At 69.2% G+C, this 21,389-nt stretch carries 26 protein-coding genes; 14 read left to right on the top strand and 12 right to left on the bottom strand.

The annotated features are described in order from the left end of the window. Positions 1 to 47: 47 nt before the first annotated feature. Positions 48 to 1,193, bottom strand: coding sequence for a CaiB/BaiF CoA-transferase family protein (locus tag VNE62_11800; protein HVE92963.1), 1,146 nt, complete (start codon positions 1,191 to 1,193; stop codon positions 48 to 50). A 68-nt stretch (positions 1,194 to 1,261) separates the two neighbouring features. Between VNE62_11800 and VNE62_11795 the strand changes: the two genes are divergently transcribed. The 4 genes from VNE62_11795 to VNE62_11780 are packed head-to-tail and all read left to right on the top strand — an operon-like array spanning position 1,262 to position 4,110. Next, positions 1,262 to 2,665, top strand: a complete 1,404-nt coding sequence (locus tag VNE62_11795) for an HAD-IB family hydrolase (GenBank protein HVE92962.1) — start codon at positions 1,262 to 1,264, stop codon at positions 2,663 to 2,665. A gap of 1 nt (position 2,666) precedes the next feature. Further along, a complete protein-coding gene (locus tag VNE62_11790; GenBank protein HVE92961.1) occupies positions 2,667 to 3,113 on the top strand; it encodes a MaoC family dehydratase in 447 nt (148 codons plus the stop codon). A gap of 24 nt (positions 3,114 to 3,137) precedes the next feature. Next, positions 3,138 to 3,680, top strand: coding sequence for a DUF1697 domain-containing protein (locus tag VNE62_11785; GenBank protein ID HVE92960.1), 543 nt, complete (start codon positions 3,138 to 3,140; stop codon positions 3,678 to 3,680). 28 nt (positions 3,681 to 3,708) lie between these two features. After that, the gene (locus tag VNE62_11780) at positions 3,709 to 4,110 is read left to right on the top strand and encodes a DUF3224 domain-containing protein (protein ID HVE92959.1); all 402 of its coding nucleotides are present in this window, start codon (positions 3,709 to 3,711) and stop codon (positions 4,108 to 4,110) included. A gap of 1 nt (position 4,111) precedes the next feature. On the opposite strand, the gene VNE62_11775 is transcribed toward VNE62_11780, so the two are convergent. The 3 genes from VNE62_11775 to VNE62_11765 are packed head-to-tail and all read right to left on the bottom strand — an operon-like array spanning position 4,112 to position 6,571. Next, positions 4,112 to 4,936 carry a metal ABC transporter permease gene (locus VNE62_11775; GenBank protein HVE92958.1) on the bottom strand — a complete coding sequence of 275 codons (825 nt, stop codon included), beginning with the start codon at positions 4,934 to 4,936 and terminating at the stop codon, positions 4,112 to 4,114. 13 nt (positions 4,937 to 4,949) lie between these two features. Then, complete coding sequence (locus VNE62_11770; protein HVE92957.1) at positions 4,950 to 5,702, bottom strand: metal ABC transporter ATP-binding protein; 753 nt, start codon at positions 5,700 to 5,702, stop codon at positions 4,950 to 4,952. Then, a complete protein-coding gene (locus VNE62_11765) occupies positions 5,699 to 6,571 on the bottom strand; it encodes a metal ABC transporter substrate-binding protein (GenBank protein ID HVE92956.1) in 873 nt (290 codons plus the stop codon). The genes VNE62_11770 and VNE62_11765 overlap by 4 nt, the downstream gene beginning before the upstream one ends. Before the next feature lie 59 nt (positions 6,572 to 6,630). On the opposite strand from VNE62_11765, the gene VNE62_11760 reads away from it, so the two are divergent. Together VNE62_11760 and VNE62_11755 are read left to right on the top strand one after the other, a co-directional pair. Continuing rightward, a complete protein-coding gene (locus VNE62_11760; protein HVE92955.1) occupies positions 6,631 to 7,050 on the top strand; it encodes a Fur family transcriptional regulator in 420 nt (139 codons plus the stop codon). Then, on the top strand, positions 7,041 to 8,270 hold the full coding sequence (locus VNE62_11755) for a YibE/F family protein (protein HVE92954.1): 1,230 nt from the start codon (positions 7,041 to 7,043) through the stop codon (positions 8,268 to 8,270). The genes VNE62_11760 and VNE62_11755 overlap by 10 nt, the downstream gene beginning before the upstream one ends. Here the strand turns inward: VNE62_11755 and VNE62_11750 are convergent. Next, positions 8,267 to 8,686: a hypothetical protein gene (locus VNE62_11750; protein HVE92953.1), complete on the bottom strand. Its 420-nt coding sequence runs from the start codon at positions 8,684 to 8,686 to the stop codon at positions 8,267 to 8,269. The two genes, VNE62_11755 and VNE62_11750, sit on opposite strands and share 4 nt — an antisense overlap. 205 nt (positions 8,687 to 8,891) lie before the next feature. On the opposite strand from VNE62_11750, the gene VNE62_11745 reads away from it, so the two are divergent. Together VNE62_11745 and VNE62_11740 are read left to right on the top strand one after the other, a co-directional pair. After that, a complete protein-coding gene (locus tag VNE62_11745) occupies positions 8,892 to 9,092 on the top strand; it encodes a cold-shock protein (protein HVE92952.1) in 201 nt (66 codons plus the stop codon). Between the two features lie 73 nt (positions 9,093 to 9,165). Next, a complete protein-coding gene (locus VNE62_11740; protein HVE92951.1) occupies positions 9,166 to 9,621 on the top strand; it encodes a DUF1841 family protein in 456 nt (151 codons plus the stop codon). Between the two features lie 33 nt (positions 9,622 to 9,654). Here the strand turns inward: VNE62_11740 and VNE62_11735 are convergent, their stop codons facing one another. The 4 genes from VNE62_11735 to VNE62_11720 all read right to left on the bottom strand — a co-directional run bounded on the left by VNE62_11735 (position 9,655) and on the right by VNE62_11720 (position 15,106). Next, entirely contained in the window at positions 9,655 to 12,072 is a 2,418-nt protein-coding gene (locus tag VNE62_11735) for an EAL domain-containing protein (GenBank protein ID HVE92950.1), read from the bottom strand. Positions 12,073 to 12,102: 30 nt separating this feature from the next. Continuing rightward, positions 12,103 to 13,359 carry an acyl-CoA dehydrogenase family protein gene (locus VNE62_11730; GenBank protein ID HVE92949.1) on the bottom strand — a complete coding sequence of 419 codons (1,257 nt, stop codon included), beginning with the start codon at positions 13,357 to 13,359 and terminating at the stop codon, positions 12,103 to 12,105. Between the two features lie 81 nt (positions 13,360 to 13,440). Continuing rightward, positions 13,441 to 14,397, bottom strand: a complete 957-nt coding sequence (locus VNE62_11725; GenBank protein ID HVE92948.1) for a S8 family serine peptidase — start codon at positions 14,395 to 14,397, stop codon at positions 13,441 to 13,443. A gap of 31 nt (positions 14,398 to 14,428) precedes the next feature. Beyond that, positions 14,429 to 15,106 (bottom strand): uracil-DNA glycosylase, encoded by a 678-nt coding sequence (locus VNE62_11720; protein ID HVE92947.1) that lies wholly within the window; start codon positions 15,104 to 15,106, stop codon positions 14,429 to 14,431. 51 nt (positions 15,107 to 15,157) lie between these two features. Here VNE62_11720 and VNE62_11715 point away from each other — a divergent pair, with 51 nt between their 5' ends. Then, entirely contained in the window at positions 15,158 to 15,901 is a 744-nt protein-coding gene (locus VNE62_11715; protein HVE92946.1) for a class F sortase, read from the top strand. 16 nt (positions 15,902 to 15,917) lie between these two features. On the opposite strand, the gene VNE62_11710 is transcribed toward VNE62_11715, so the two are convergent. Then, the gene (locus VNE62_11710; GenBank protein HVE92945.1) at positions 15,918 to 17,234 is read right to left on the bottom strand and encodes a S1C family serine protease; all 1,317 of its coding nucleotides are present in this window, start codon (positions 17,232 to 17,234) and stop codon (positions 15,918 to 15,920) included. 101 nt (positions 17,235 to 17,335) lie between these two features. On the opposite strand from VNE62_11710, the gene VNE62_11705 reads away from it, so the two are divergent. Continuing rightward, complete coding sequence (locus VNE62_11705) at positions 17,336 to 17,617, top strand: hypothetical protein (GenBank protein ID HVE92944.1); 282 nt, start codon at positions 17,336 to 17,338, stop codon at positions 17,615 to 17,617. A 53-nt stretch (positions 17,618 to 17,670) separates the two neighbouring features. Beyond that, on the top strand, positions 17,671 to 18,696 hold the full coding sequence (locus VNE62_11700) for a TIGR03617 family F420-dependent LLM class oxidoreductase (GenBank protein ID HVE92943.1): 1,026 nt from the start codon (positions 17,671 to 17,673) through the stop codon (positions 18,694 to 18,696). Here VNE62_11700 and VNE62_11695 read toward each other — a convergent pair. Next, positions 18,674 to 18,841 carry a hypothetical protein gene (locus VNE62_11695; GenBank protein HVE92942.1) on the bottom strand — a complete coding sequence of 56 codons (168 nt, stop codon included), beginning with the start codon at positions 18,839 to 18,841 and terminating at the stop codon, positions 18,674 to 18,676. The two genes, VNE62_11700 and VNE62_11695, sit on opposite strands and share 23 nt — an antisense overlap. Positions 18,842 to 18,992: 151 nt before the next feature. Here VNE62_11695 and VNE62_11690 point away from each other — a divergent pair, with 151 nt between their 5' ends. Further along, a complete protein-coding gene (locus VNE62_11690; protein HVE92941.1) occupies positions 18,993 to 19,595 on the top strand; it encodes an AAA family ATPase in 603 nt (200 codons plus the stop codon). A 78-nt stretch (positions 19,596 to 19,673) separates the two neighbouring features. On the opposite strand, the gene VNE62_11685 is transcribed toward VNE62_11690, so the two are convergent. Continuing rightward, entirely contained in the window at positions 19,674 to 20,504 is an 831-nt protein-coding gene (locus tag VNE62_11685) for a hypothetical protein (GenBank protein HVE92940.1), read from the bottom strand. Between the two features lie 55 nt (positions 20,505 to 20,559). Here VNE62_11685 and thiS point away from each other — a divergent pair, with 55 nt between their 5' ends. Beyond that, positions 20,560 to 20,760, top strand: coding sequence for a sulfur carrier protein ThiS (thiS, locus tag VNE62_11680; protein HVE92939.1), 201 nt, complete (start codon positions 20,560 to 20,562; stop codon positions 20,758 to 20,760). Further along, the coding region (thiE, locus tag VNE62_11675) for a thiamine phosphate synthase (protein HVE92938.1) at positions 20,757 to 21,389 on the top strand (633 nt) is incomplete at its 3' end. The genes thiS and thiE, both read left to right, overlap by 4 nt.

Here is a 21,389-nt window from a genome sequence, read left to right as displayed (position 1 = left end):
CCCGGTCACCAGGACGCAGGCAATGGCGGCGATGCGGGCGGAGATCGTCACACGGGCCCCGCAATCGCTCCGTCGCGCGAAAGCCGGCCGAGTTCCTCGGCCTCCAGGCCTGCCTCGGCCAGCACCTCGGCCGTGTGCTGTCCGGGCTCGGGGGCCGGACCGTGGACCGCCCCGGGAGTCCTGGACAGCCTCGGCGCCGCCGCCGGCTGGACGACACCGAACGGACCTTCCACGTGGGAGCCGCGCGCGGCGTTTGCGCGATGGGCGGGGGCCTCCTTCAGGTCCAGCACCGGGTAGACGCACGCGTCGCGGTCCTCGAATACCGCCGCCCACTCGTCGCGCGTCTTCGTCCGGAACGCCTGCGACAGGCGCTCGCGCATCTCTGCGTCTCGTGATGCGTCGCCCTGCCCCGGCAGGTCTTCGTCCGTCAGGCCCAGGCCGGACAGAAGCTCCGCGTAGAACTGTGGCTCGAGCGATCCGACGGACATGTACCGTCCATCGGACGTCTCGTAGACGTCGTAGTAATGGGCGCCGGTGTCGAGGGCGTTCGTCCCGCGAGGCCCCCACATGCCGGAGTGGACCGCGGCCGCGAAAAAGGAGAACAGGTTGGCGGAGCCGTCGACCATCGCCGCGTCCACGACCTGGCCCCTGCCCGACGACGCCCGCTCCACGAGGGCGCAAACGATGCCGAACGCGCAAAGGAGGCCGCCGCCGGCGAAGTCGGCGACGACGTTGACGGGGGGAACGGGAGCCTGCCCCGCGCGCCCGAACGCCGACAGGACGCCAGCGATCGCGATGTAGTTGATGTCGTGTCCGGCGCGCTGGGCGAACGGTCCGTCCTGGCCCCAGCCGGTCAGGCGGGCGTACACGATCCGCTCGTTGCGGGCGCACACGACGTCGGGACCGAGTCCGAGCCGCTCCATCACGCCGGGACGGAACCCCTCGAGCAGGACGTCGGACCGTTCCGCGAGCCGCTGCGCCGCTTCGACTCCCTGTGGGTTCTTGAGGTCCAGCGCCACAGACCGCTTGCCGCGCCCGACCACGTCGCCGAAGCGCGGGACGTCGGCGCTGCCCAGTGGTGCGCGGTCCACGCGGATGACGTCGGCGCCCATGTCCGACAGCAGCATCGAGCAGTAGGGTCCGGGCGCCAGCCGGGAGAAGTCGAGGACGCGAATGCCGTCGAGGGGCCCCATGGGAGCCGAGTCTATCGGCGGTCCGGGGGCCGGGGGCCCGACGACCCACCTGTGCCACCATGGACTCCATGACCAAGGCGGCTGCGTTCTTCGACCTCGACCGCACGCTGCTTGCGGACTCCTCGGCCCTCCTGATGGTCGAGGCGTTTGCCGAGGCCGGGCTCGTGGGCCCCCGGGACAAGACCGTTGCGGACCTGACGCGCGGCTTCTATCGCGTGGTGGGGGAGACCTGGGTGGGGATGCAGCTGACCCGGCGCAGCATCGGGCGGATCGCCGGATGGTCGGTTGAGGAGATGCGCGCTGCGGTGCGCCGGAGCCTGGACGCCCTGGACGAGTCGGTCTACGACGAGGCGCGGGCGCTGATCGCGCGGCACCAGTCCGATGGCGACCTGGTGTGCATCGCCACCAGCACCGGACGCGAGCTTGTCGAGCCGATCGCGGAGCGGCTGGGGGCCGACCACCTGATCGCCAGCGAGTACGAGTCCGACGACGGCAGGTTCACCGGCAACCTCATCGGTCGGTGGCTGTGGGGGCCGGACAAGGCCGACGCCGTCCGGACCTTCGCCGACGAGATGGGAGTCGACCTGGAGGAGTCCTACGCCTACACGGACAGCTGGTACGACCGGCATCTGCTGGAGATGGTGGGGTACCCGCGTCCGGTGAACCCCGACCCCCTGTTGCGCGCGCTGGCCGCGCGCAAGGGATGGCCGGTGCTGACGTTCGGCGGGGGAGCAATGGGTGCGATGGGCGCACTGGAGCTGTACGACCTGTTCCGTCCGCTGGCGCACCCGCTGCTGTCGCCCGTCGCGGTGGAGGCCGAGGGCATCGAGAGCATCCCCGAGGAGGGCGGGTGCATCATCGCGTCCAACCACCGCAGCTACCTGGATCCGGTGGTGCTGGCGACCGTGGCGTTGCGCAGGGGACGCAAGCTGCGCTACCTCGGCAAAAAGGAGGTCTTCGACGCGCCGCTCCTCGGCCAGTTCGCGAAGGCCATGCGGCAGATCCGCGTGGAGCGCGGCACCGGCGACGTCCGGCCGCTGCGGGAGGCGATAGACGCCGTGAAGCGCGGCGAAGCCGCGGCGATCTTCCCTCAGGGCACGATCCCGCGCGGACGCGACTTCTACTCCCCGAAGCTGGAAGGCAAGCTCGGTGTGGCGCGGCTGGCGCTGGCCACGGGGGCCCCCGTTATCCCCGTGGCGCTGTGGGACACAGAGCGCATCTGGCCGCGCGCTTCCCGCGTGCCGAAGGTGCAGGAGCTTGCGACACGCAGGCCGGTCCAAGCCAGGGTGGGGGAGCCGCTCACGTTCAAGGCCCCCGAGGGGCGCGAGGAGGACCGCGAGGTGCTGTCCGGACTTACGGCCGAGGTGATGGAGGCGATCGGGTCGCTCTTGCCGGACGACGTCCGCTACCCGCCGGAACCGTCCGAGGAGGACATCCGCGAGGCGATCCCCGCCAACGTACGGGAGGGATGACATGTCCATCGTCGAGAAGCTGAAGCCGCTCGAGGGCCGGGAGCTCGGCGTCGGCGAGTGGATGGAGATCACCCAGGAGCGCATCAACGCCTTCGCCGGCGCCACGGACGACCACCAGTGGATCCACGTGGATCCAGAGGCCGCCGCCAAAGGACCTTTCGGGAAGACGATCGCGCATGGGTACCTCACGCTGTCACTCATTCCGGCCCTCGCGGGGTCGATGACGCTGCCGGTCGAGGGGATCAAGATGGGCATCAACTACGGCCTGAACCGCGTCCGGTTTATCGCGCCCGTTCCCGTCGGGTCGCGCATCCGCGCCCGCCGCAAGATGCAGGAGGTGCGGGAGGTGCCCGGGGGGGCCCAGCTGACGGTCGAGGTGACGATCGAGCTGGAGGGAAGCGAAAAGCCCGCCTGCGTGGCCGAGACCGTCTCCCGCGTCTACACCTGACGCCGCACGGGAGAGACTGGACAGGTGGCAGAGACATACGTCGGACTCATCCGTGGCATCAATGTGGGCCGCGCCAAGAGGGTCGCGATGGCCGACCTGCGGGCGCTCGTGGAAGAGCTCGGCTATGGAGACGTCAAGACGTTCCTCAACAGCGGGAATGTCGTCTTCACGTCGGCGCGCCCGCGACCGCAGACCCAGGTGGCCGCGCAGATCGAGAAGGGACTGTCATCGGCGTGCGGCGTCTCGGCCCGAGTGATCGTCCTCTCGGGGGCCGAGCTGGACTCGGTCGTCCAAGAAAACCCTCTGACGAAACGGGCGACGGACCCCTCGCGCCTTCTCGTCGCCGTCCTGGCGGACCCGGCCGACAAGCGCCTGCTGGGCCCCCTGACGACGCAGGACTGGGCCCCCGAGTCGCTGGCGGTCGGCGATCGCGCCGCCTACGCGTGGTGTCCGAAGGGCATTCTCGAAAGCCGCCTGCCGGACGCGCTCGGACGTGCACTCGGCGACGCGGTCACCACCCGCAACTGGTCTACGATCCAGAAGATTCACGCCCACACCGGGGCGTGAGCATGATCAGGGGACTGAGCCAATGACCATGGCCACGGGTACTTTCGAGGTGAAGCTCGGCCCCCAGGCGCCACATCCGGGGGTCGGCGATCCGGCTGTCGCCAGGATGTCGATCGACAAGACGTTCGACGGCGACCTGTCCGGCACCGCCAAGGGGGAGATGCTGGCCGTCCGCACCGACGTCGAGGGGTCGGCGGGTTACGTCGCGTTGGAGCGTGTCGCTGGCACGCTGCAGGGTCACAGCGGGACATTCGTGCTGCAGCACACGGGCGTCATGGACCGCGGGGCCCCCAAGCTGACCGTGACGGTCGTCCCCGACTCCGGTACCGACGAACTCACCGGTCTGACGGGCTCGATGAAGATCGACGTCGTGGACGGCAGCCACACATACGCGCTCGACTACTCGCTGCCGGAGCGTCCTGCGGACTGACCTAGACGTGGCTCCCGCGTCCGATGTGGACGCGGCGTCCGAGCAGCGAGAGCAACGCGAAGATCAGCGCGCAGACCAGGACGATGCTGCCCCCGGGGGCCAGGCCCCACGCGCGGGCCGCCACCAGTCCCGCTACGACCGACAGCACGCCTATCGCCGATGACCAGACGACGGTGCCGCGAAACGAGCGCGACAAAAGCTGCCCGGACGCCACCGGCAGCACCATCAGCGCCGCCACCAGCAGCAGCCCTACCACTCTCATGGCCGCAACGATGACGATGGCGGCCAGCACCGCGATCAGGTCGTTGAGGACCCGGCACGGCAGTCCGGCGACCGCCGCCCACTGCTCGTCCAGAACCAGGGCAAACATCGCCCGTCCGGCCACGGCGACGACGGTGGCCACCACGGCCCCCACGACGAGCACGACCCGGACGTCGTCGCCGGAGACGGTGAGGATTGAACCGAACAGATAGGACAGCACCCCGGCGTCCAGGGACCGGGACAGTCCCATCATCACGACGCCGGCGGCGATCCCCGAGTAGAAGAACAGCGCTAGCGCCAAGTCCCCCGACGCCGCCTCGCGCCGCCGCAGCCGCTCGATGCCCAGCGCGGCGGCCACCGACACGGCCATCGCCGACCAGACCGGCCAGACCCCGAGCAGGACCCCTCCGGCCACTCCCGCGAAGGCGGCGTGGCCGATGCCGTCTCCCATCAGCGACATCCGGCGCTGGACGAGAAACGATCCGACCAACGGCGCGCAGGCTCCGACGACGGTTCCCGCCAGCAGCGCGAGCTGCATGTAGTCGCGCTCGAAAGGCCAGGGCATCAGCGCAGGCCCGTCATCGCAGCTCCTCGAGCCACGCGGGCAGGTCCTCGCTGTGGATGCCGAGGCTCACGCCCGTCTGAGTCAGCTCGGCCGGCGAGCCGTCGAACCGGATGCGGGTTTTCAGGACGATCACACGGTCGAGGTCCGACGCAACGGCCCCCAGCTCGTGCGACACGAGCAGCACGGCGCCCTCGTGGTCGCGGACGTGGTGCACCACAGACTCCCGAAACCGCTCCTGGGCCTCCGCGTCCACGCCGGCCACCGGCTCGTCCAGGACGAGAAGCTGGGGGTCCGAAGCCATCGCCCTGGCGATGAACGCACGCTGTTGCTCTCCTCCCGAAAGCTCGCTGACGCGGCGGTGGCGGTCCGACTCCAGGCCCACCGCCATCAGCGCGTGGTCCACCGCGTCGCGGTCCTGCCGGGCGGCGCGGCGCCACCAGCGGCGGGAGCTCAGCCGTCCGGTCGTAACGACCTCCTCGACGGTGGCGGGCAGTCCAGCCGCCACGCCCGGACGCTGTGGGACGTAGCCGATCAGTTGGCGGTCCTTCATATCGCGGGGATCCTGTCCGAAAAGCAGGACCTGTCCGGACTGCGGCTGCAGGAGGCCGAGCAGCACCTTGAGCAGTGTGGTCTTGCCCGCGCCGTTCGGACCGACCAGAGCAACGAACTCCCCGCGGCGAACCTCCAGGCTCACGTCGTCCAGGACCGGCGCGTCGCCGCGGGAGAACCGGAGTCCCCGCGCGGTCAGCACGGCCTGGTCGCTCACGAGCAGTCCAGAGCTTCCCGGAGGACCCCTAGGTTGCGCCGCATCACGGAGAAGTATGTGGCGTCGTCGGACGGCCTCACCTCCAGCGGGTCCAGGACGGCCGTCCGGACGCCTGCCTCGCGCGCGAGCGTTGCCGCAGCGCCATCGGGGGAGCCGGGCTCCGTGAAAACCGTGCGGACCCCTTTCGCCCGGATGAGGTCCACCAGCTCGGACAGCCGGCGCGGGTCCGGCTCTGCCTCCGGGCCGGACCCCGAGATCGACTCCTGCCGCAGCCCGTAAAGGGCGGCCAGGGGGCCGAACGACTCGTGCGCTGTGACGATGAGCTTCTGGCGGCACCCGGACAGTCCGCTTGCGAACTCCTCGTGAAGCGCGTCGAGCTGCGACCGGAACCGCGCCGGCGCCTCGTCAGTGAACGCGGAGGCGTGGGGCGCGTCCGAGCGGGCTGCTCTGATAGCGGATTCCACGAGTCCGGCGGCCTTGCGCATGTGGACGGGATCCAGCCAAACGTGTGGATCCGTTGATCCGCGCCGGACGTCCACCACCCCGCGGTCCTTCCGGGCCGTCCGCTTTCGGACGACCTCGTCCACCGCCGGCTGCAGGCCGCTGACGTACACGACGACGTCCGCGTCGGTTAGCAGGTCGACCTGTCTCGAGTTCAGTTCGAGGTCGTGCGGCTCGGCCCCCGAGGGGGTGAGGTCCGTGACCCGGACGGCCCTGCCGGGCGGTCTGACGCCCCGGGCCAGCTCCGCCAGCGGGAACATCGACGCCACCACGGAAACCGGGCCCGGAGGGCCGGTCCGCTGGGAGTTGCAGCCGGTGGCGCAGAGTGCGAGGGCGAGCAACGCAGCGGTCGATCTAAGCGGGGCCATTTGAGAATGATTCTAATCGACAGGTAGCTCGCCACGCTTGTGGTAACTTCGTCCACACGATGGCCGGCGCCTCCCGAGCTTTCGCAGAAGCGCTGCGACGGGCACACCTGCGCGTCACGCGGCAGCGCCTGGCGGTGCTGGAGGCGCTGTCCGGGCGCGGCGAGGCCGTCACCGCCCAGGACCTTCACCACGAGCTGAGGCGGGTGCCAGGCTCCCCGGGGCTGGCCACGATCTACCGCACCCTTTCGCAGCTTGCCGTCGCGGGACAGATCGACACCTTCCGAATCGACGGGGAGCAGGCGTTCCGGCTGTGCGGTCCGGACCACCACCACCACCTCGTGTGCGAGTCGTGCGGGGCTGTGCAGGAGGTGGAGTCCGATGAGGTGGAGGCCTGGGTCGCCCGGATCGCGCGACGCCGCAAGTTCAAGGTCACCGGACACCGCGCCGACATCTTCGGCTTGTGCGCCTCATGCGGCTGACGCACGGGCACGGACACGCGCACGGCCTGGACGTCCACGTCGAGCCGCGCGTCGCCCGGTTTCTGACGGGCGCCGCGATCGTGGGGGCCGTCGCCACCCTGGCCGGGCTGATCGCGCTGTGGCCGCGATCGGACGTGATCGACGGCATAAGGGTGGTCGGCAGCCTCGGCCAGCGCTACGACGCGGAGGTCCGGCAGGTGGACTTCGGCGGCTGTTCCCGGCACGGGGACGAACAGGACGGCGCCGAAGAGTCGGAGGGCCAGTGCCTGAACGTCACGCTGAGGCTGCTCGCGGGGCCGGACCGCGGTGAGGACGCCACCATCTTCCTGCCGGACTCCCCCACGACTCCGGACTTCGAGATCGGCGAAAAGATCGTGCTCGGTTACGAGAAGTCGGCCGAGGAAGGATCCCGGTACTCCTTCGTGGATAGGCAGCGAAAGCCCGTCCTGGCGCTGCTGGTGCTGCTGTTCGCGGTGGCGGTGGTCGTGCTCGGGAGGCTGCGGGGGGCGGCGGCCCTGGTCGGGCTCGCGGTCAGCATCGTCGTCCTGGTGAAGTTCGTGGCGCCGGCCATCCTGTCCGGGCGCAGTCCCGTCCTGGTCGCGGTGGTGGGCGCGGCGGCCATCGCCTACGCGGCGTTGTACCTGGCCCACGGCTTTAACCCGATGACCACCGTGGCGCTGCTCGGCGCCCTGGGCAGCCTCTGCCTGACGGTGGTGCTCGCGCAGGTGTTCGTCGCCATCTCGCGGCTTTCGGGGTTCGCGAGCGAGGAGGCGATCATCGTCCGGCTGTCGGTGGGGGAGATCGACGTGGTCGGTCTGGTGCTGGCCGGCGTGGTGATCGGGGCGCTCGGGGCACTGGATGACATGACGGTGACCCAGGCGTCGGCGGTGTGGGAGCTGAGAGCGGCCGACCCGCGTATGAGCGCCGCCTCGCTTTACCGGTCCGGACTGCGCATCGGCCGCGACCACGTCGCGTCCACGGTCAACACGCTGCTGCTGGCCTACGCCGGCGCGTCGATGCCGCTGCTGCTGTTTTTCGTGATCTCCCGGCAGTCGCTGGGGTCGGTGGCCAACGAGGAGGTCGTAGCAACGGAGATCATCCGCACGCTCGTGGGCAGCATCGGCCTGGTGGCCTCAGTGCCCATCACGACCTGGCTGGCGGCGCGGGTTGCGGTGATGTCCGACCCGCGTGGACCGGACGATGCCACGGAAGGCGTCTAAGCGACGCGGACGCGCCAGTACCCGAGTCCGGGGGACACGACCTTCATCGTGAAGACCTGGCCCTCCATGAAGAAGCCGGCGTGCTCGTAGACGCACTGCAGCTCAGCGAAGGTCTGCTCGCAGTCGATGGCCACCGAGCCTGTGGGGGTGTCGCCGCGGACGACGACGTAGCCGAAGTAGTTGGTTGCAGCCGCGACGTAGATGTTGAAGTTTCCGGTCACTACGAACGACCTGACGCAGGCCCCAGGCGTGTCACCCTCGCAGGGCTCGACGGGCTCGGGGCCCCCGGTGCTCCCCGAGGCCACCCGGACCGGCGACGGTACCGAGACAAGATCTGAGTCCTCGGAAGCCGCTGCGGGTTGGACAAGCAGTGGCAGAACAAGCGCGACGACGAGCAGCAGGCGTGACAGCCTCATTGAGCGTTCCCTCCCCCGAGAGCAAGATGAATCAACGGAAGCTTACCCCGCTCCGGGTCCCGCAAACCCGGTGGCGGCACCCGGGCTCCCACGGCGGTAGAATCGGTACGAGGGTTTCGTTCGCAGTGGGTGTACCGCTGGGCATTCCCTCCGGCTGCCGAAAGGCGGCGGGCGTATCGGATAGGAACTGAAGGAGGGCATGCAGGTGGCCACCGGCACAGTGAAGTGGTTTAAGGCCGACAAGGGTTACGGCTTCATCACCGGAGAGGACGGCAACGACGTTTTCGTCCACTTCTCCGCGATTCAGATGGAGGGTTACAAGAGCCTCAACGAGGGCCAGAAGGTCCAGTACGAGGTGACCCAGGGCCCCAAGGGCGCCCAGGCCTCGAACGTCCGGTCCGTTTAGGGGCCGGCTTTCGGATTCGAGGGCCCGCCCCGCGGGGCGGGCCCTCGTTTCGTTTTCTACAGGAGGATTGGACATGGCAAGACGCCGCCGGCCCCACAACCTGGGGGGAGCCCCCAGACGCAAGAAACGGGTGCCTCGGCCTCCCGTTCAGAAGGCGCCCGGACTCCCGGACACCCCGGAGGCCCGGCTCGAAGAGCAGGCCCGCAAGGACGTCATGCGCGTCCTGGACTCCGCCGCGCGCGACCTCGGGCTATCGGAGTCCGAACGGCTTCTGTACCGCATCGTCGAGCAGCACCCCGAGCACCTGCCGACGTTCGCGCAGGCCGAGACCTGGAAGGTCACGGGCGACGAGGACAGTCCCTTTCTGCACTTCGCGCTGCACAAGATCGTGGAGCAGCGGGTGGTGTCGCGGGAGGCCAAGCTGAGCTCGACCAAGTCCTGGCACGACGCGGTCCACGACGAGCTGGACACGGTTGCGCTCGAGCTGTTCGGCGAAGCCGAGCACGACACGGCGTCGACCGGCTCGTAGGCTCAGCCGCCCAGGCGCGGTCTCTCGTCGCCGTCAGGACACCAGCAGCGGCCTTTCCAGCAGGCCCGGCACCTCGTCGCCGGTCAAGGGCGTGCCCACATAGAACCCCTGGACGATGTCGCACCCGATGCGCCTGAGGTAGTCCAGCTGCATCTTGTTCTCGACGCCCTCCGCGACCACCTGGATGGACAGTTCCTGCGCCAGGGTGATAACCGACCGAATGATCGCCTGATCCTCGACGCTGTCGGTCACACCCGCGACGAATGACTTGTCGATCTTGATGATGTCCACGGGGAAGCGCTTGAGGTAGCTCAGTGACGAGTAGCCGCGTCCGAAGTCATCGATCGACAGGCGGACACCCAGCGCGCGGATGCGGTCCATGAGCCGGGTCATGACCACGTCCTCGCGCATCATGACGCTCTCCGTCACTTCCAGGATCAGGGCGGAAGGCTCCAGCCCCGCCTCGTCCAGCACCTGATCCAGCACGTCGATGAAGTGGGGGTGCCGCAGCTCCGTCACGGACAGGTTCACGCAAAGCCAGATGGGCACGAGCGGGTCGCCGACCACCCGCCAGCCACGTGCCTGCTGCGTGGACTCCTCCAGCACCCAGCGTCCGAGGGGGACGATCAACCCCGTCTCCTCCGCCAGAGGGATGAACTCGGCCGGCAGGACCGTCCCCTTGAGCGGGTGCTCCCACCGGACCAGCGCCTCGACGCCTATCATCCGGCCCGTCACCAGCGAGATGAGCGGCTGGTAGCGCAGGCTGAACTGGCCCTTGTCCACGGCCGTCCGGATCTCCGACTCGAGCTCCCCGCGCCGGTGCGCCCGCTCGATCATGTTGGGCTGGAAGGTCTGGCCCCGCCCCCCTCCCTGTTGCTTGGCCTGGTACATGGCCAGGTCGGCCTCGCGCATGAAGTCCCTGGACATGTCGGAGTGCTGCGTCCCGAGCGAGATCCCGATGCTCGCCGAGATGAAGATGTCGCGGTTGCGTATGCGGAACCTGTTCTGGAACTGCTCCAGGATCTTCGTGGCGACCTCGCGGGCGTCCTGTGGACGGGCGAGGTCCTCGAGCAGGATCGTGAACTCGTCCCCCCCGAACCTGGCCACGGTGTCCCCCGACCGGACGGCGGCTCGCAGCCGTTCGGCCACCGCCCGGAGCAGGTCATCGCCCGTGTCGTGTCCGAAGCTGTCGTTGACCTTCTTGAAGTGGTCGAGGTCTATGAACAGCACAGCCAGGGACCCGCCGCCGAGTGGCTTGCGCTCGAGGCAGTGCTTGAGCCGGTCCAGAAAGAGCACGCGGTTGGGAAGCTGAGTGAGCGCGTCGAGCTGCAGCTGCTCCTGGAAGGACCTGCGCTCCATGTACTGCGTGGCATTGCCCAGGGCGGCCCCCGCCTGCATCGCCAGCAGCTCAAGGGACTCGATGTCGTGTGGCTGGCCGGGCCCTCGGCGCCCGGCCACCAGCGACGCCACCAGCCGGCCCGTGGACCACACGGGAGTGGCGATCATCGTCTTGAACCCCATCGCCTTGACCTCCGCAAGCCCGCCGGGCCACGACGCGTAGTCGTCGACGACTATCGTCCTCTGCCGCTCCAGGCACAGGCCCGAGACACCCGAAGCCACCGGCCGAGGCAGCGGCCCGAAACCCCCTGGGAAGCCGAGTGGGTGCATCACGCGGTAGGTGTTGGAATCACCATCGAACAGACAGATCTGAGCCCCCTCGAACCCGATGTCCACAGCGGCCTGGACCACCTTGGCGAGCACCTGTTCGGTCTCCAGCGCGTGGATGTCCCGCCCCGCGGAGGCGACGATCCGAAGCAGGTCCGCTCGTCGCTCCGACTCCGCCTGTGCCTCCCGGTGCGCCAGCAACTGGGTGCGCAGGTTCCTGGCGAACAGACCGCTTGACGTGGCGACGATCAGGATGATGCCCATCCGGTAGGTGACGGAGTCGATCGCAAAGCGGAAGTGCGGGTAGGTGGCCGCGGCCCACAGCTCGCGCACGGCGTAGACGACGCCTGTACCGGCCCACGTGAGCATCGCGCCCTTGAGCCGGCCGAGCATCGCGCCGCGGATCACCGGAACAACGAGAAGCGCCCAGAGAGCCGACACCTGGTCGAAGCTGAACAACCAGATCACGGCCAGAACTACGACCGTGTCGCCGAGGAACTCGGCGATGACAAGGTTCTCCAGCGACTTGATGTTCCTGGCCCTCGGCGCCCAAAGTGACGCCACCTGGATCGCCAGAAGCGCGCTGATGACGGCAGCCGCCGCCGGCAGCCGCGAAAACGGGACCGCGATACCCGGTGGAGGCCGGTAGAGCAGGAACTGGACGGCCGCGAACGCGATCCCGACCCACCGGACGCGCCTCATCCCGACGCTCAGCCGGCGAAGCTCCTCCCGTGGGTCGTCGGGACCGAGCAGAAGCCTCGCGTGCAGCGCGGGGGCGCCCTTCATCGGCGACGCGGGTCCGTCACCGGGGGCTTGTCAGCGTTGCGTGCCGACCCGCAGCTCGCGGAAAGGCAGGTCGCGGTCAACCTGCGGCTCCTTCGGCAGTCCGAGCACGCGCTCGCCGATGATGTTGCGCATGATCTCGTCGGTCCCGCCGGCGAGGTGGATTCCGGGGGCGCCGAGGAACGCCATCGCCCACTGGCCCTTGTCCGGCGCGTCCTGTTCCATCAGCAACGACGACAGCCCGAGGATCCTGGTCCCCAGCTCGGAGACCTCGGTGGCCAGCCTGGTCCCGACCAGCTTCATGGCCGAGCCCTCCGGTCCGGGGATCCCGCCCTTGGACACCTTGGTGAGCGCGCGGTATCCGGTGAGCGACAGAAGCCGGGCGTGGATGGCCACCCTTGCCAGGTCCTGCCGGATCTGAGGGTCTTCGGATGCGGGACGCCCGTTGAGGTCGGTCTTGCGGGCCAGCTTGAACAACGGCTGCAGGGTGGCTCCCCGGGCTCCGCCCACGCCGATCGCGAACCGCTCGTTCATGAGCGTGGTCAGCGCGACGCGCCAGCCGTCGTTCACGTCGCCCACCAGCTGGCCCGCCGGGACCTTCACGTCGTCGAAGAAGACCTCATTGAACGTCGAGCCGCCGGTCATCTGGCGCAGTGGCCTCACGGTCACGCCGGGCTCGGTCATGTCCACGATGAAGGCGCTGATTCCCCGGTGCTTCGGGGTGTCGGGGTCGGTGCGGGCGATGATCAGCCCCCACTTGGAGTACTGGGCCCCCGTCGTCCAGACCTTCTGTCCGTTGAGGATCCAGTCTCCGCCGCCCGGGTCTCGCTCGGCGCGCGTCTGAAGCGACGCCACGTCGCTTCCGGCGTTGGGCTCGCTCCACAGCTGGCACCAGATCTCGGAGCCGTCGCGCATCGGCGGCAGGAAGCGCCTCTTCTGCTCGTCGCTGCCGTGGACCATGATCGTCGGGCCGATCATTCCGAGCCCGATGACGTAGACGCCGGACGGAACGTCGTAGCGGGACATCTCCTGGCTGAAGATGTACGCCTGCATGGGTGTCGCCCCGCGGCCCCCGTACTCGGGGGGCCAGGTGATCGTGGCCCATCCCGCGTCGTGCATCTTCTTCTGCCAGGCCTTGGCCGCGGCTATGTAGCTCTCGTCGTCGCGCTCGTCGAGCATCGACGGAAGCTCGTCCTCCTGCTCGGCTGTCTTGCGGGGCGCGTTGGCGTCCAGCCAGGCCTTGACCTCCGCGCGGAAGGCGGCCTCCTCGGGCGAGTCCTTGAAGTCCATGAGTCGGGGCCTCCTGACGACGGCGCTGACAGCCAGGATACCGCTGCTCGGGGGCATCGCCCCCGTGCGGCTACGACGGCGTCAGCAGAGTCCGTTGCTCAGAGCCTGCACCGCCCGCTCCGCGTCCAGGAGTCCGAAACCCGTCTGGACGTCGTAGCCGTAGTCGCCGATGTCGCGGGCCGAGCAGCGGATCGCGTGCATCGCCTGCACATTGGTCGCTCCCCGGGCCATCAGCAGGGCCGCCACACCCGACACGAAGGGGGCCGCGAACGATGTGCCCAGGCCCAACCCGTACTGATTGTGGGGGCCACCGGGCCGGTAATAGGTCGAGACGATGTTCTGACCCGGAGCGACGACGTCCAGCCGCACGCCGTGGTTTGAGAAGCCGGCCTTTTGGTCGCCGGCGTGGGTGGCCCCGACGCACAGCGCGAACAGGCTGAAGGCGGGGGACTTGCACCAAGGCTCGCTGCTGTTGCCTGCTGCGGCTACGACGACCGCGCCCTTCGCAAAGGCGTAGGCAATGGAGTTGTCGAGGCCGGGGATTGCTCCGAACGCCATCGGGCCGTCGTTGGCCAGGGACAGGTTGATCACCTTCGCTCCGTTGTCCGCCGCCCATTTCACTCCGGCCGTCACCGCCGAGCTTCTGCCGCTGCCCTCGGGTCCGAGGACGCGGACGGGCATGATCGTCGCGCCGGGGGCAGTGCCGGCGATGCCCAGTCCGTTGTCGGTGGCGGCGGCGGCGATGCCGGCCACGAAGGTCCCGTGCCAGTTCTCGTCGTTGGCGCTGTTGTCACCGGCGTGGAAGTCCCATCCGGCAATGACTTTGCCGTTGAGGTCCTCGTGGAGGTCGTCCACGCCCGTGTCCAGGACGGCGATCGTCACGCCGGCCGCGCGGCCGGCCCACCAGGATCTCTCGGCGTTGATTCTGTGCAGCCCCCACTGATCGCCGAAGCGGGGGTCGTTGGAGGCCGAGGCCGGGCGGGCGAAGCCGCCCGTGATCAGGCACACGCAGGCAGAGATCGCTATCCAGCGTTTCATGTCTCTTCAGTGTGAACGCTCGGGGGCCCGATCACCGCCGGGATGCCTCTCGGGCCAGCTCGAAGACGGCGTCGAGCATGGGTTCGGTCAGCCTGCCGGTGAAGGTGTTCTGCTGGCTGACGTGGTAGCTGCCGATCAGCGCGTAGGGACCGGCCCGGGTCCGGGCGCCGTGGCCGAAGCGCGGCTTGGGGGACGGTCGTTCGCCCGACGCCTCCGCCACTGCCCGCAGCGTCCCGTCCCAGGCGAAGGCGCCCAGGCAGACAATCGCCCTGACCTGGTCGAGGATCCGCAGCTCCTCGACCAGGTAGCCGAGGCAGTTGTCCCTTTCCTGCGGGGTGGGGCGGTTGCCGGGCGGGGGGCAACGGACCACCGCCGTGACGTAGCAGTCGGCCAGATCTAGACCATCGTCGCGGCCCACGGAGTGGGGCTGGTTGGCGTAGCCGGCCCGGTGCAGGGCCGCGAAAAGCCAGTCGCCGGACCGGTCCCCCGTGAAGAAACGTCCCGTCCGGTTGCCTCCGTGGGCCGCGGGGGCGAGTCCGACCACCAGGAGGCGCGCGCTGGGGTCTCCGAAGCCGGGTAGCGGGCGGCCCCAGTACTCCTCGGACGCGAACGACGCGCGCCTGGTAGCGGCCACGGTCTCGCGCCACTCAACCAGGCGCGGGCATCTCCGGCAGGACACCACGGTCCGGTTCAACTCACTCAGTCGCATCGAGGGCAGGCTTAACACATGCGCGCTTGATCCCCGTGGGATCATCGATGCATGCCGGCTGGGGCCCGTTTCACCTCGCGCGTCCTTGCGCTCTGCTGCGCGCTGACGGTGGCGGCCGGTTGCGCCGGGGTGGACGGCGATGTCGCCCCGGCCCTGCGCGTGGTGTCGACCCCGTTTCCGACTCCCAGTCCCACCGCGGCCCCGACGCCCGCGGGCGTTCGCGCGGCTGCCGACGACGGCAGCCTCACCAACTCCGGCGGGCGGATCCGCTGGGTTCCGACGGCCCGGCCCGGTCCGTTTCCCGAGCCCGCGTCCGTCTCGCTGCCGACGCTTGGAGAGCAGGCTCCCATCGTCCGCGTGGGGGTCAACCTGAAGGGCGAGATGGCCGTCCCGACCAACGCCCGGCAGGTGGCGTGGCTGGACCAGGGTCCGTTCCCGGGGGCCACGCAGAACGCGGTGCTGGCTGGGCACAAGAACTACGCCGGGCGCGTGGGGACGTTCAACAACCTCTCGAGGCTGGGCCCCGGCGACCCCATCGTCGTCGAGTACGCGGGCCGCCGGTGGGAGTACAGGACGATCTGGGTCCGACAGTACGACCCAGACACCGCGCCGGTGCAGAAGCTGATGGGCTTCACCGAGACGCACTCGGTGACCCTGATCACGTGCGGGGGTGTCTTCAACCGCCGGACCCGCCACTACGAGGACCGCATGATCGCGCGCGGCGAGCTGGTGTCAGGGCCGCCGCTCGAGGAGGTCCCGGAAGTTCGGGGACGGTTGGGAGCCGTACTCGGGTAGCGGTTTCAGTCCGGGTCTACTGAAGGTCCTGGGGCTGCTCGTCGAGGGTCACAGTGAGATCCTCGTTGACTGTGCCCCGCAGGATGGAGAGATCGACCTTCTCGCCTGGCTTGCCCTCCAGGGTCCTAACCACCAGCGACAGCGGGCCCCCGACCTGCTTTCCGTCGATCGCGACGATTAGGTCGCCCGCTTTCAGCCCCGCCTTCTCAGCCGGGGATCCCTTCAGGACCACGGCGACCGCGAGGCCGCTGGAGTCGCGGCCCGCGCCTGAGACCCCGGTCTCGTTGGTGATCGCCCCGGTGTACGGGTGCGACACCTGCGATCCGTCCAGCAGCTGTCTGTGCACCGACCTCACGACGTCGATGGGCACTATCTGGGCGGGGCCCTCCGCAACCACCGTCACCATTCCGACGGCACTGCTTTCCCTGTCCAGCGCCACACCGCCGGCTGAGTTCGGCATCACCAGCGCGTCGAGCTGGATCTGGTTAAAGCGCACTCTTCCCCCCGAAGAGGAGGGGCGCCCTATCGAGGCCACTACACCCTGCGCGGCCACCGTCTGCGCCCCGGGCAGGGAGCCCACCAGGACGATCGGGTCACCGAGGTGGACGAACTCCGCAGTCCCCATGACGGCTCGGCTGACGCCCGGCACCGATGCGCGCAGGATCGCGACGTCGGTGACGACGTCCCTCCCCAGGATCTCGGCGGCGACCGGCTCGCCCGCCGGTCCACGCAGCGAGACGGAGCCTCCTCCGTCGACAAGCCGCGTGGACGTCGCGACGTGCCCCTGGTCGTCGATGACGATTCCCGACCCGAACCTGTCGCCTCCGGAGGCACCGGTCACCGCTACGTTGACCACCCACTCCCGGGCTGCCTGGACGGAGGCCGCGGCGTCCACGGCCTGGCCGGCGGAGGCGCCGGGGCGGCTCTGCGTGCCGCCGGTCCTGGCCAGGTTGCCGGGGAAGAACAGCAGCGCGACGATCGCCAGCACCGCGCCGGCCACCCCGGCAACCGCGGAGGAGACGAGCGCCGGCACCCCGTCGCCGGCCGGAGCCTCGGAACGCCACGGCGAAGTCGCCCGGGGGCCCTCGCGCAGTTCGTCCTCGCTCACCCAGCGTCCCGTCTTCGGGTCCCAGATCTGCTGGGGCGTCTGCTCGTCGTCGCGGGACCCTGCCATGGCCGGGTCGACGGGTTCGGTCCAGTCGGGAGGTGTGGGCTCTCCGTCCTCGTCGGGACGGATGTCTTCTTCGGGGGGCGCCTGCTGGGCGGGGTCCCGTGGCGGGGCGGCCTGCGACGGTTCGTCCGCGTGCGGGCGCAGCGTCTCGTCGTCGGTCATGCACACATTCTGGCGTGTGCGAGCCGTCGAGGCGCGCATCTGGGCGATGTCCGGCCCGGGCCGCGGGTTGGGCGTCGCTTGGCGAAGGTAGGCTTGCGCCGATGAGAGGTGACCGCGTCGAGGTCGTGGTGGACGTGGGGGACGGCGTGCGCTCGTTTGAGATCGACGCCACACGCGACGGCCGGCGGCTGGAGATCAACACCGCCCGGGGGACGATCGAGGTGGCCGAGGTGACTCGGTCCGGGCGCACCGTGCGGTCCGCCCGTTTCATGGCCACGCGGGTGGTCGCGATCGTCGAGCACCCGGCCTCCGAGGGGGCCGAACGTCCGGAGCCGCGGCCCAGAAAGAAGTCCACCCCCGAAAACCAGCCCCCGCTGCTCTAGCGTCGGCGCGTCCGGCGCGGTTAGCTTGGGGCCTCGCTCTGCAGGGGGTCTTCGTGGCTTTCAAGATCGACGGCATCCTGCCTCCCGGCTTGGCCGCCGCCCGCGACGCGGCAGGCCCGATGGAGGCGCTGGGCTATGACGGGTTGTGGTCCACCGAGACGACGTCCGAGCCGTTCCTGGATCTCGCCGCCGTTGCGCTGGAGACGTCGCGTCCGCTGATCGGGACCAACCTCGCCATCGCCTTCGCCCGGTCCCCGTTCGTCACCGCGGTGGCGTCGTGGCAGCTGCACAGGGCGTCGGGCGGACGGTTCGTCCTCGGGCTCGGCACCCAGGTGAAAGGTCACATCGAGAGGCGGTTCGGGATGGCCTGGGAGTCGCCGGGCCCGAAGCTGCGCGAGTACGTGCAGGCGCTGCAGGCTCTGTGGGCGGCTTTTCAGGGACAGCGCCCGCTGGACTTCCGCGGGCGTTTCTACACCCACACGGTCATATCGCCGTTCTTCGACCCCGGACCGATCGACCACCCGCCCCCGAAGGTCTGGCTCGCCGCGGTGAACGAGTACAACGCCGAGACGTGCGGACTGGTCGCCGACGGGATCCTCGTCCACCCAGTGCACTCACGCCGGTACGTCGAGCAGGTGCTGATGCCGGCCATCGAGCGCGGGCTCGCGAAGTCGGGCCGGTCGCGGTCGGACATCACCGTCATGTGCCCGGTGTTTCTGGTCGTCGGGCGCGACGCGGAGGAGGCGGCGGCGTCGGACGCTTTCGTCCGCTCGCAGATCGCCTTCTACGGCTCGACCCGGACTTACTCCCGCATTTTCACCACCCACGGGTGGAACGACACGCCGACGCGGCTGCACCAGCTCATGGGGGCCGGGGACCTCGGCGCCATGCCGGGCGCGATCAGCGACGAGATGCTGTCGGAGTTTGCGATCACCGGACACCCGGACGACGTCGTGGGCCGCGTCCGCGAGCGCTACGACGGCCTTGCCGACAGGCTGTACTTCTACAACCTGTTCACCTCCCCGTTCGCCGGAGACGACGGCAGGCAGCGCGAGCTCATCGCGGCGCTTTCTTCTTAGACCACTCGCGCGACGCCTGTCCGGCGAGCATCACCTCGGGGTGGTGCTTCCAGTAGTGCTTGCGCACGGCGGCTCCCACGCTCATGTCGCGGGCGCTGGGCCGGATCGTGCAGCCGCAGGTGCGGCAGGTGGCGGACCTCTTCATGACGGGCTCCTTGCCTCGAGGGGAAGGAGCGGGAAGAACGTCAGATTAGACCCGGGGGCCGACACGTCCGGGAGAGACACCTTGCAGAATGGTCTGTGATCACCAACTGGGATCCGCAGAAGGACTGCTCACAAAGCCCGTACTCTGAGCAATGGCGATCATCCTTGTCGCCAAGAGAGCGGCCCAATGGCCGACCACTACAACCAGAGCCTTGATTTCCAGGTCGGCCGATCAATTCCCTGTCGTGGTCGTTCAGGGGTTACCGGGTAGCGGGAAGACTTCCCTCGCCGAGTCGCTTGCTCAGAGTCTCTGCCTTCCCCTGCTCAGCAAGGACACCATCAAGCAGGTTCTCGAGAAGCACCTCCCCCAGCCTGCCGCGGGCAATGAGATCGGCAAGGCCAGTCAGCAAGTCCTGTACGCGCTCGTCGCATACGCCTACTCCGGCGCTGTACTCGACTCTTTCTTCCATGCCTCGTTCGTGTCGGAGCTTCAGGCGATCGGCCCCCGACTCGTCCAGGTGTACTGCAGGTGCCCCTACGAGGTTGCGCGACAGCGTTACGAGGAGAGGGCCCGGAGGGATCCAACCAGGCACGGCGACCGCGAACGGGGCGAACAGGATTGGCAGCTCTGGTTGAAGGAAGGTGGACGCCCACTGCCCCTGGAGGCCCCTCTTCTCGAGGTCGACACTACGTTGCCGGTCGACGCCGACGGTGTTGCCCAGTGGGTCCGGGACAGGTCGAGCCGAGAGTGGTGAGAGCCTGCGAGGGACTGGACGCGCCCTTCTTCGCGAACGACCGTCTGGAAGTGACGGGGGTCGGGGGCCGACACTTCCTCAGTCGATCCACGTTAGGTGCCAGTCGCTCCCGGTACGGTCCAATGCGGCGGGCGCTGCCACCGCGCTCCACTCGCCGTCGACGGGTTCCCAGCGAACAGCCATAGCGTGGGCTGGCCCGGGCTCCTTTGATACGCACTGGGCCTTTAATACAAAGAAGCCGTCGACAACCGTGCAGCCGTCCGTCACGCACCGCGTCCAGTCCCGGCGGACGTACAACACCGAGATGCCGGTCCTGCCGTCTGTCCAGCCGCTGACACCGGGGAACTCGGCTGCGTCGATCAGGAAGCAGTCCACCGTCAGGGGGCCGGGTGCTGCGGCCGTGAAGGCTGCGCCCACCTGATCCTTCAGCAGCAGGTCCGCAGTCGAAACCTGGCGCCGAAAGTGCTTTTGGGCCGCCTGGATCCTTACTGCCGTCCTCATGGGCTCTGGTATCGACGCGATCGCCCGGCGCAGCTCGAGCTGGGCGAGAACCCCGACCGAAGCCACCCTCAGCGGATCCTGCGGTTCCAGGGTTAGCTCGACTTTCTTGACCAGCGGGCCCAGGCGCCCGGAGGCGAACAACGCGTCCATGCCCTTCTCCATCGCGCTTTGGGAGGGGCTTCGGTAATCCATCAGAAGCTCCCGCCCGTTGGAGTCGCTGAAGTCCGAAGCGGCCAGGGCCGCAGCTGCACTGCGTACCGCGGGGCAGGTTGGGGGATGTCCGCCCAGGCTGCCCACGACGTCCTCGGCTCCCAGGTCGTGGTCGGGAAACGACAGCCTTCCGCCCTCCCAGACGATGCGGTGGCGCTCGCCGCAGCAGTCGACGGTGGCGGTCAGGCTCCGGTCCATATCGAGCGACAATATCCAAGCCTCGTCCCCGGCCCCCGGTGATACGGTCGCGGCGATGGTGGTGAGCGCGAACGGAAAGCCGATCGACGTGCCCGAGGGCTGCACCGTGCACCGGCTGATCGAGATGCTCGGGCTCGGCTCCCGGTGGGTGGTCGTTGAGCGAAACGGGCAGCCCGTGGCGAGGTCGGACTTCGACACGGTGCGGCTGGAGCCTGGGGACGCCCTGGAGGTCGTGCGTCCGGTGCAGGGCGGATGAGGCCGGACGAACGGCGCGCGGCGCTGAATCGGGCGCGGCTGTACTTGGTCGCCGGGCCGGGGTTCACCGACCTTGCCGAGGTGGTGGCCGCCGGCGTGGGGATCGTGCAGCTGCGGGACAAGGAAGGCGACGCGAAGGCCATCCTGAGAACCGGCGCGCTGTGGCTGGAAGCATGCGAGCGGTTGGACGTTCCGTTCGTCGTCAACGACCGTCCGGACGTGGCGAAGATCCTGGGGGCCGACGGCGTGCATGTGGGACAGGACGACCTGCCGCCTGAGGCCGTCCGGGACATCGTCGGCCCCGATGTGATCGTCGGGCTGTCCACGCACTTTCCGGACCAGATAGCCGACGCTGCCGCGCTGCACGAGCGGGGAGTCGTCGACTACATCGCGGTGGGGCCGGTCCACGAGACCCCCACGAAGCCGGGACGCCCGGCGGTGGGGCTGGACCTGATTGAAATGGCCGCACGGACGGTGACCTTCCCGTGGTTCGCGATCGGCGGGATAAGCCCGATGAACGTCCGCCAGGTCGCGGCCGCCGGTGCGGACAGGGTGGTCGTCGTGCGGGCGATCGTTGACTCGCCGGATCCGGCCGCGGCGGCCACGCAGCTGATGGCGGGACTCATCGGG

It is taken from the genome of Actinomycetota bacterium (assembly GCA_035536535.1).
Taxonomy (GTDB): Bacteria; Actinomycetota; JAICYB01; order JAICYB01; family JAICYB01; genus DATLNZ01.
Note: the sequence above shows the minus strand (reverse complement) of the source record. Positions and strands in the feature narration are given on the sequence as shown.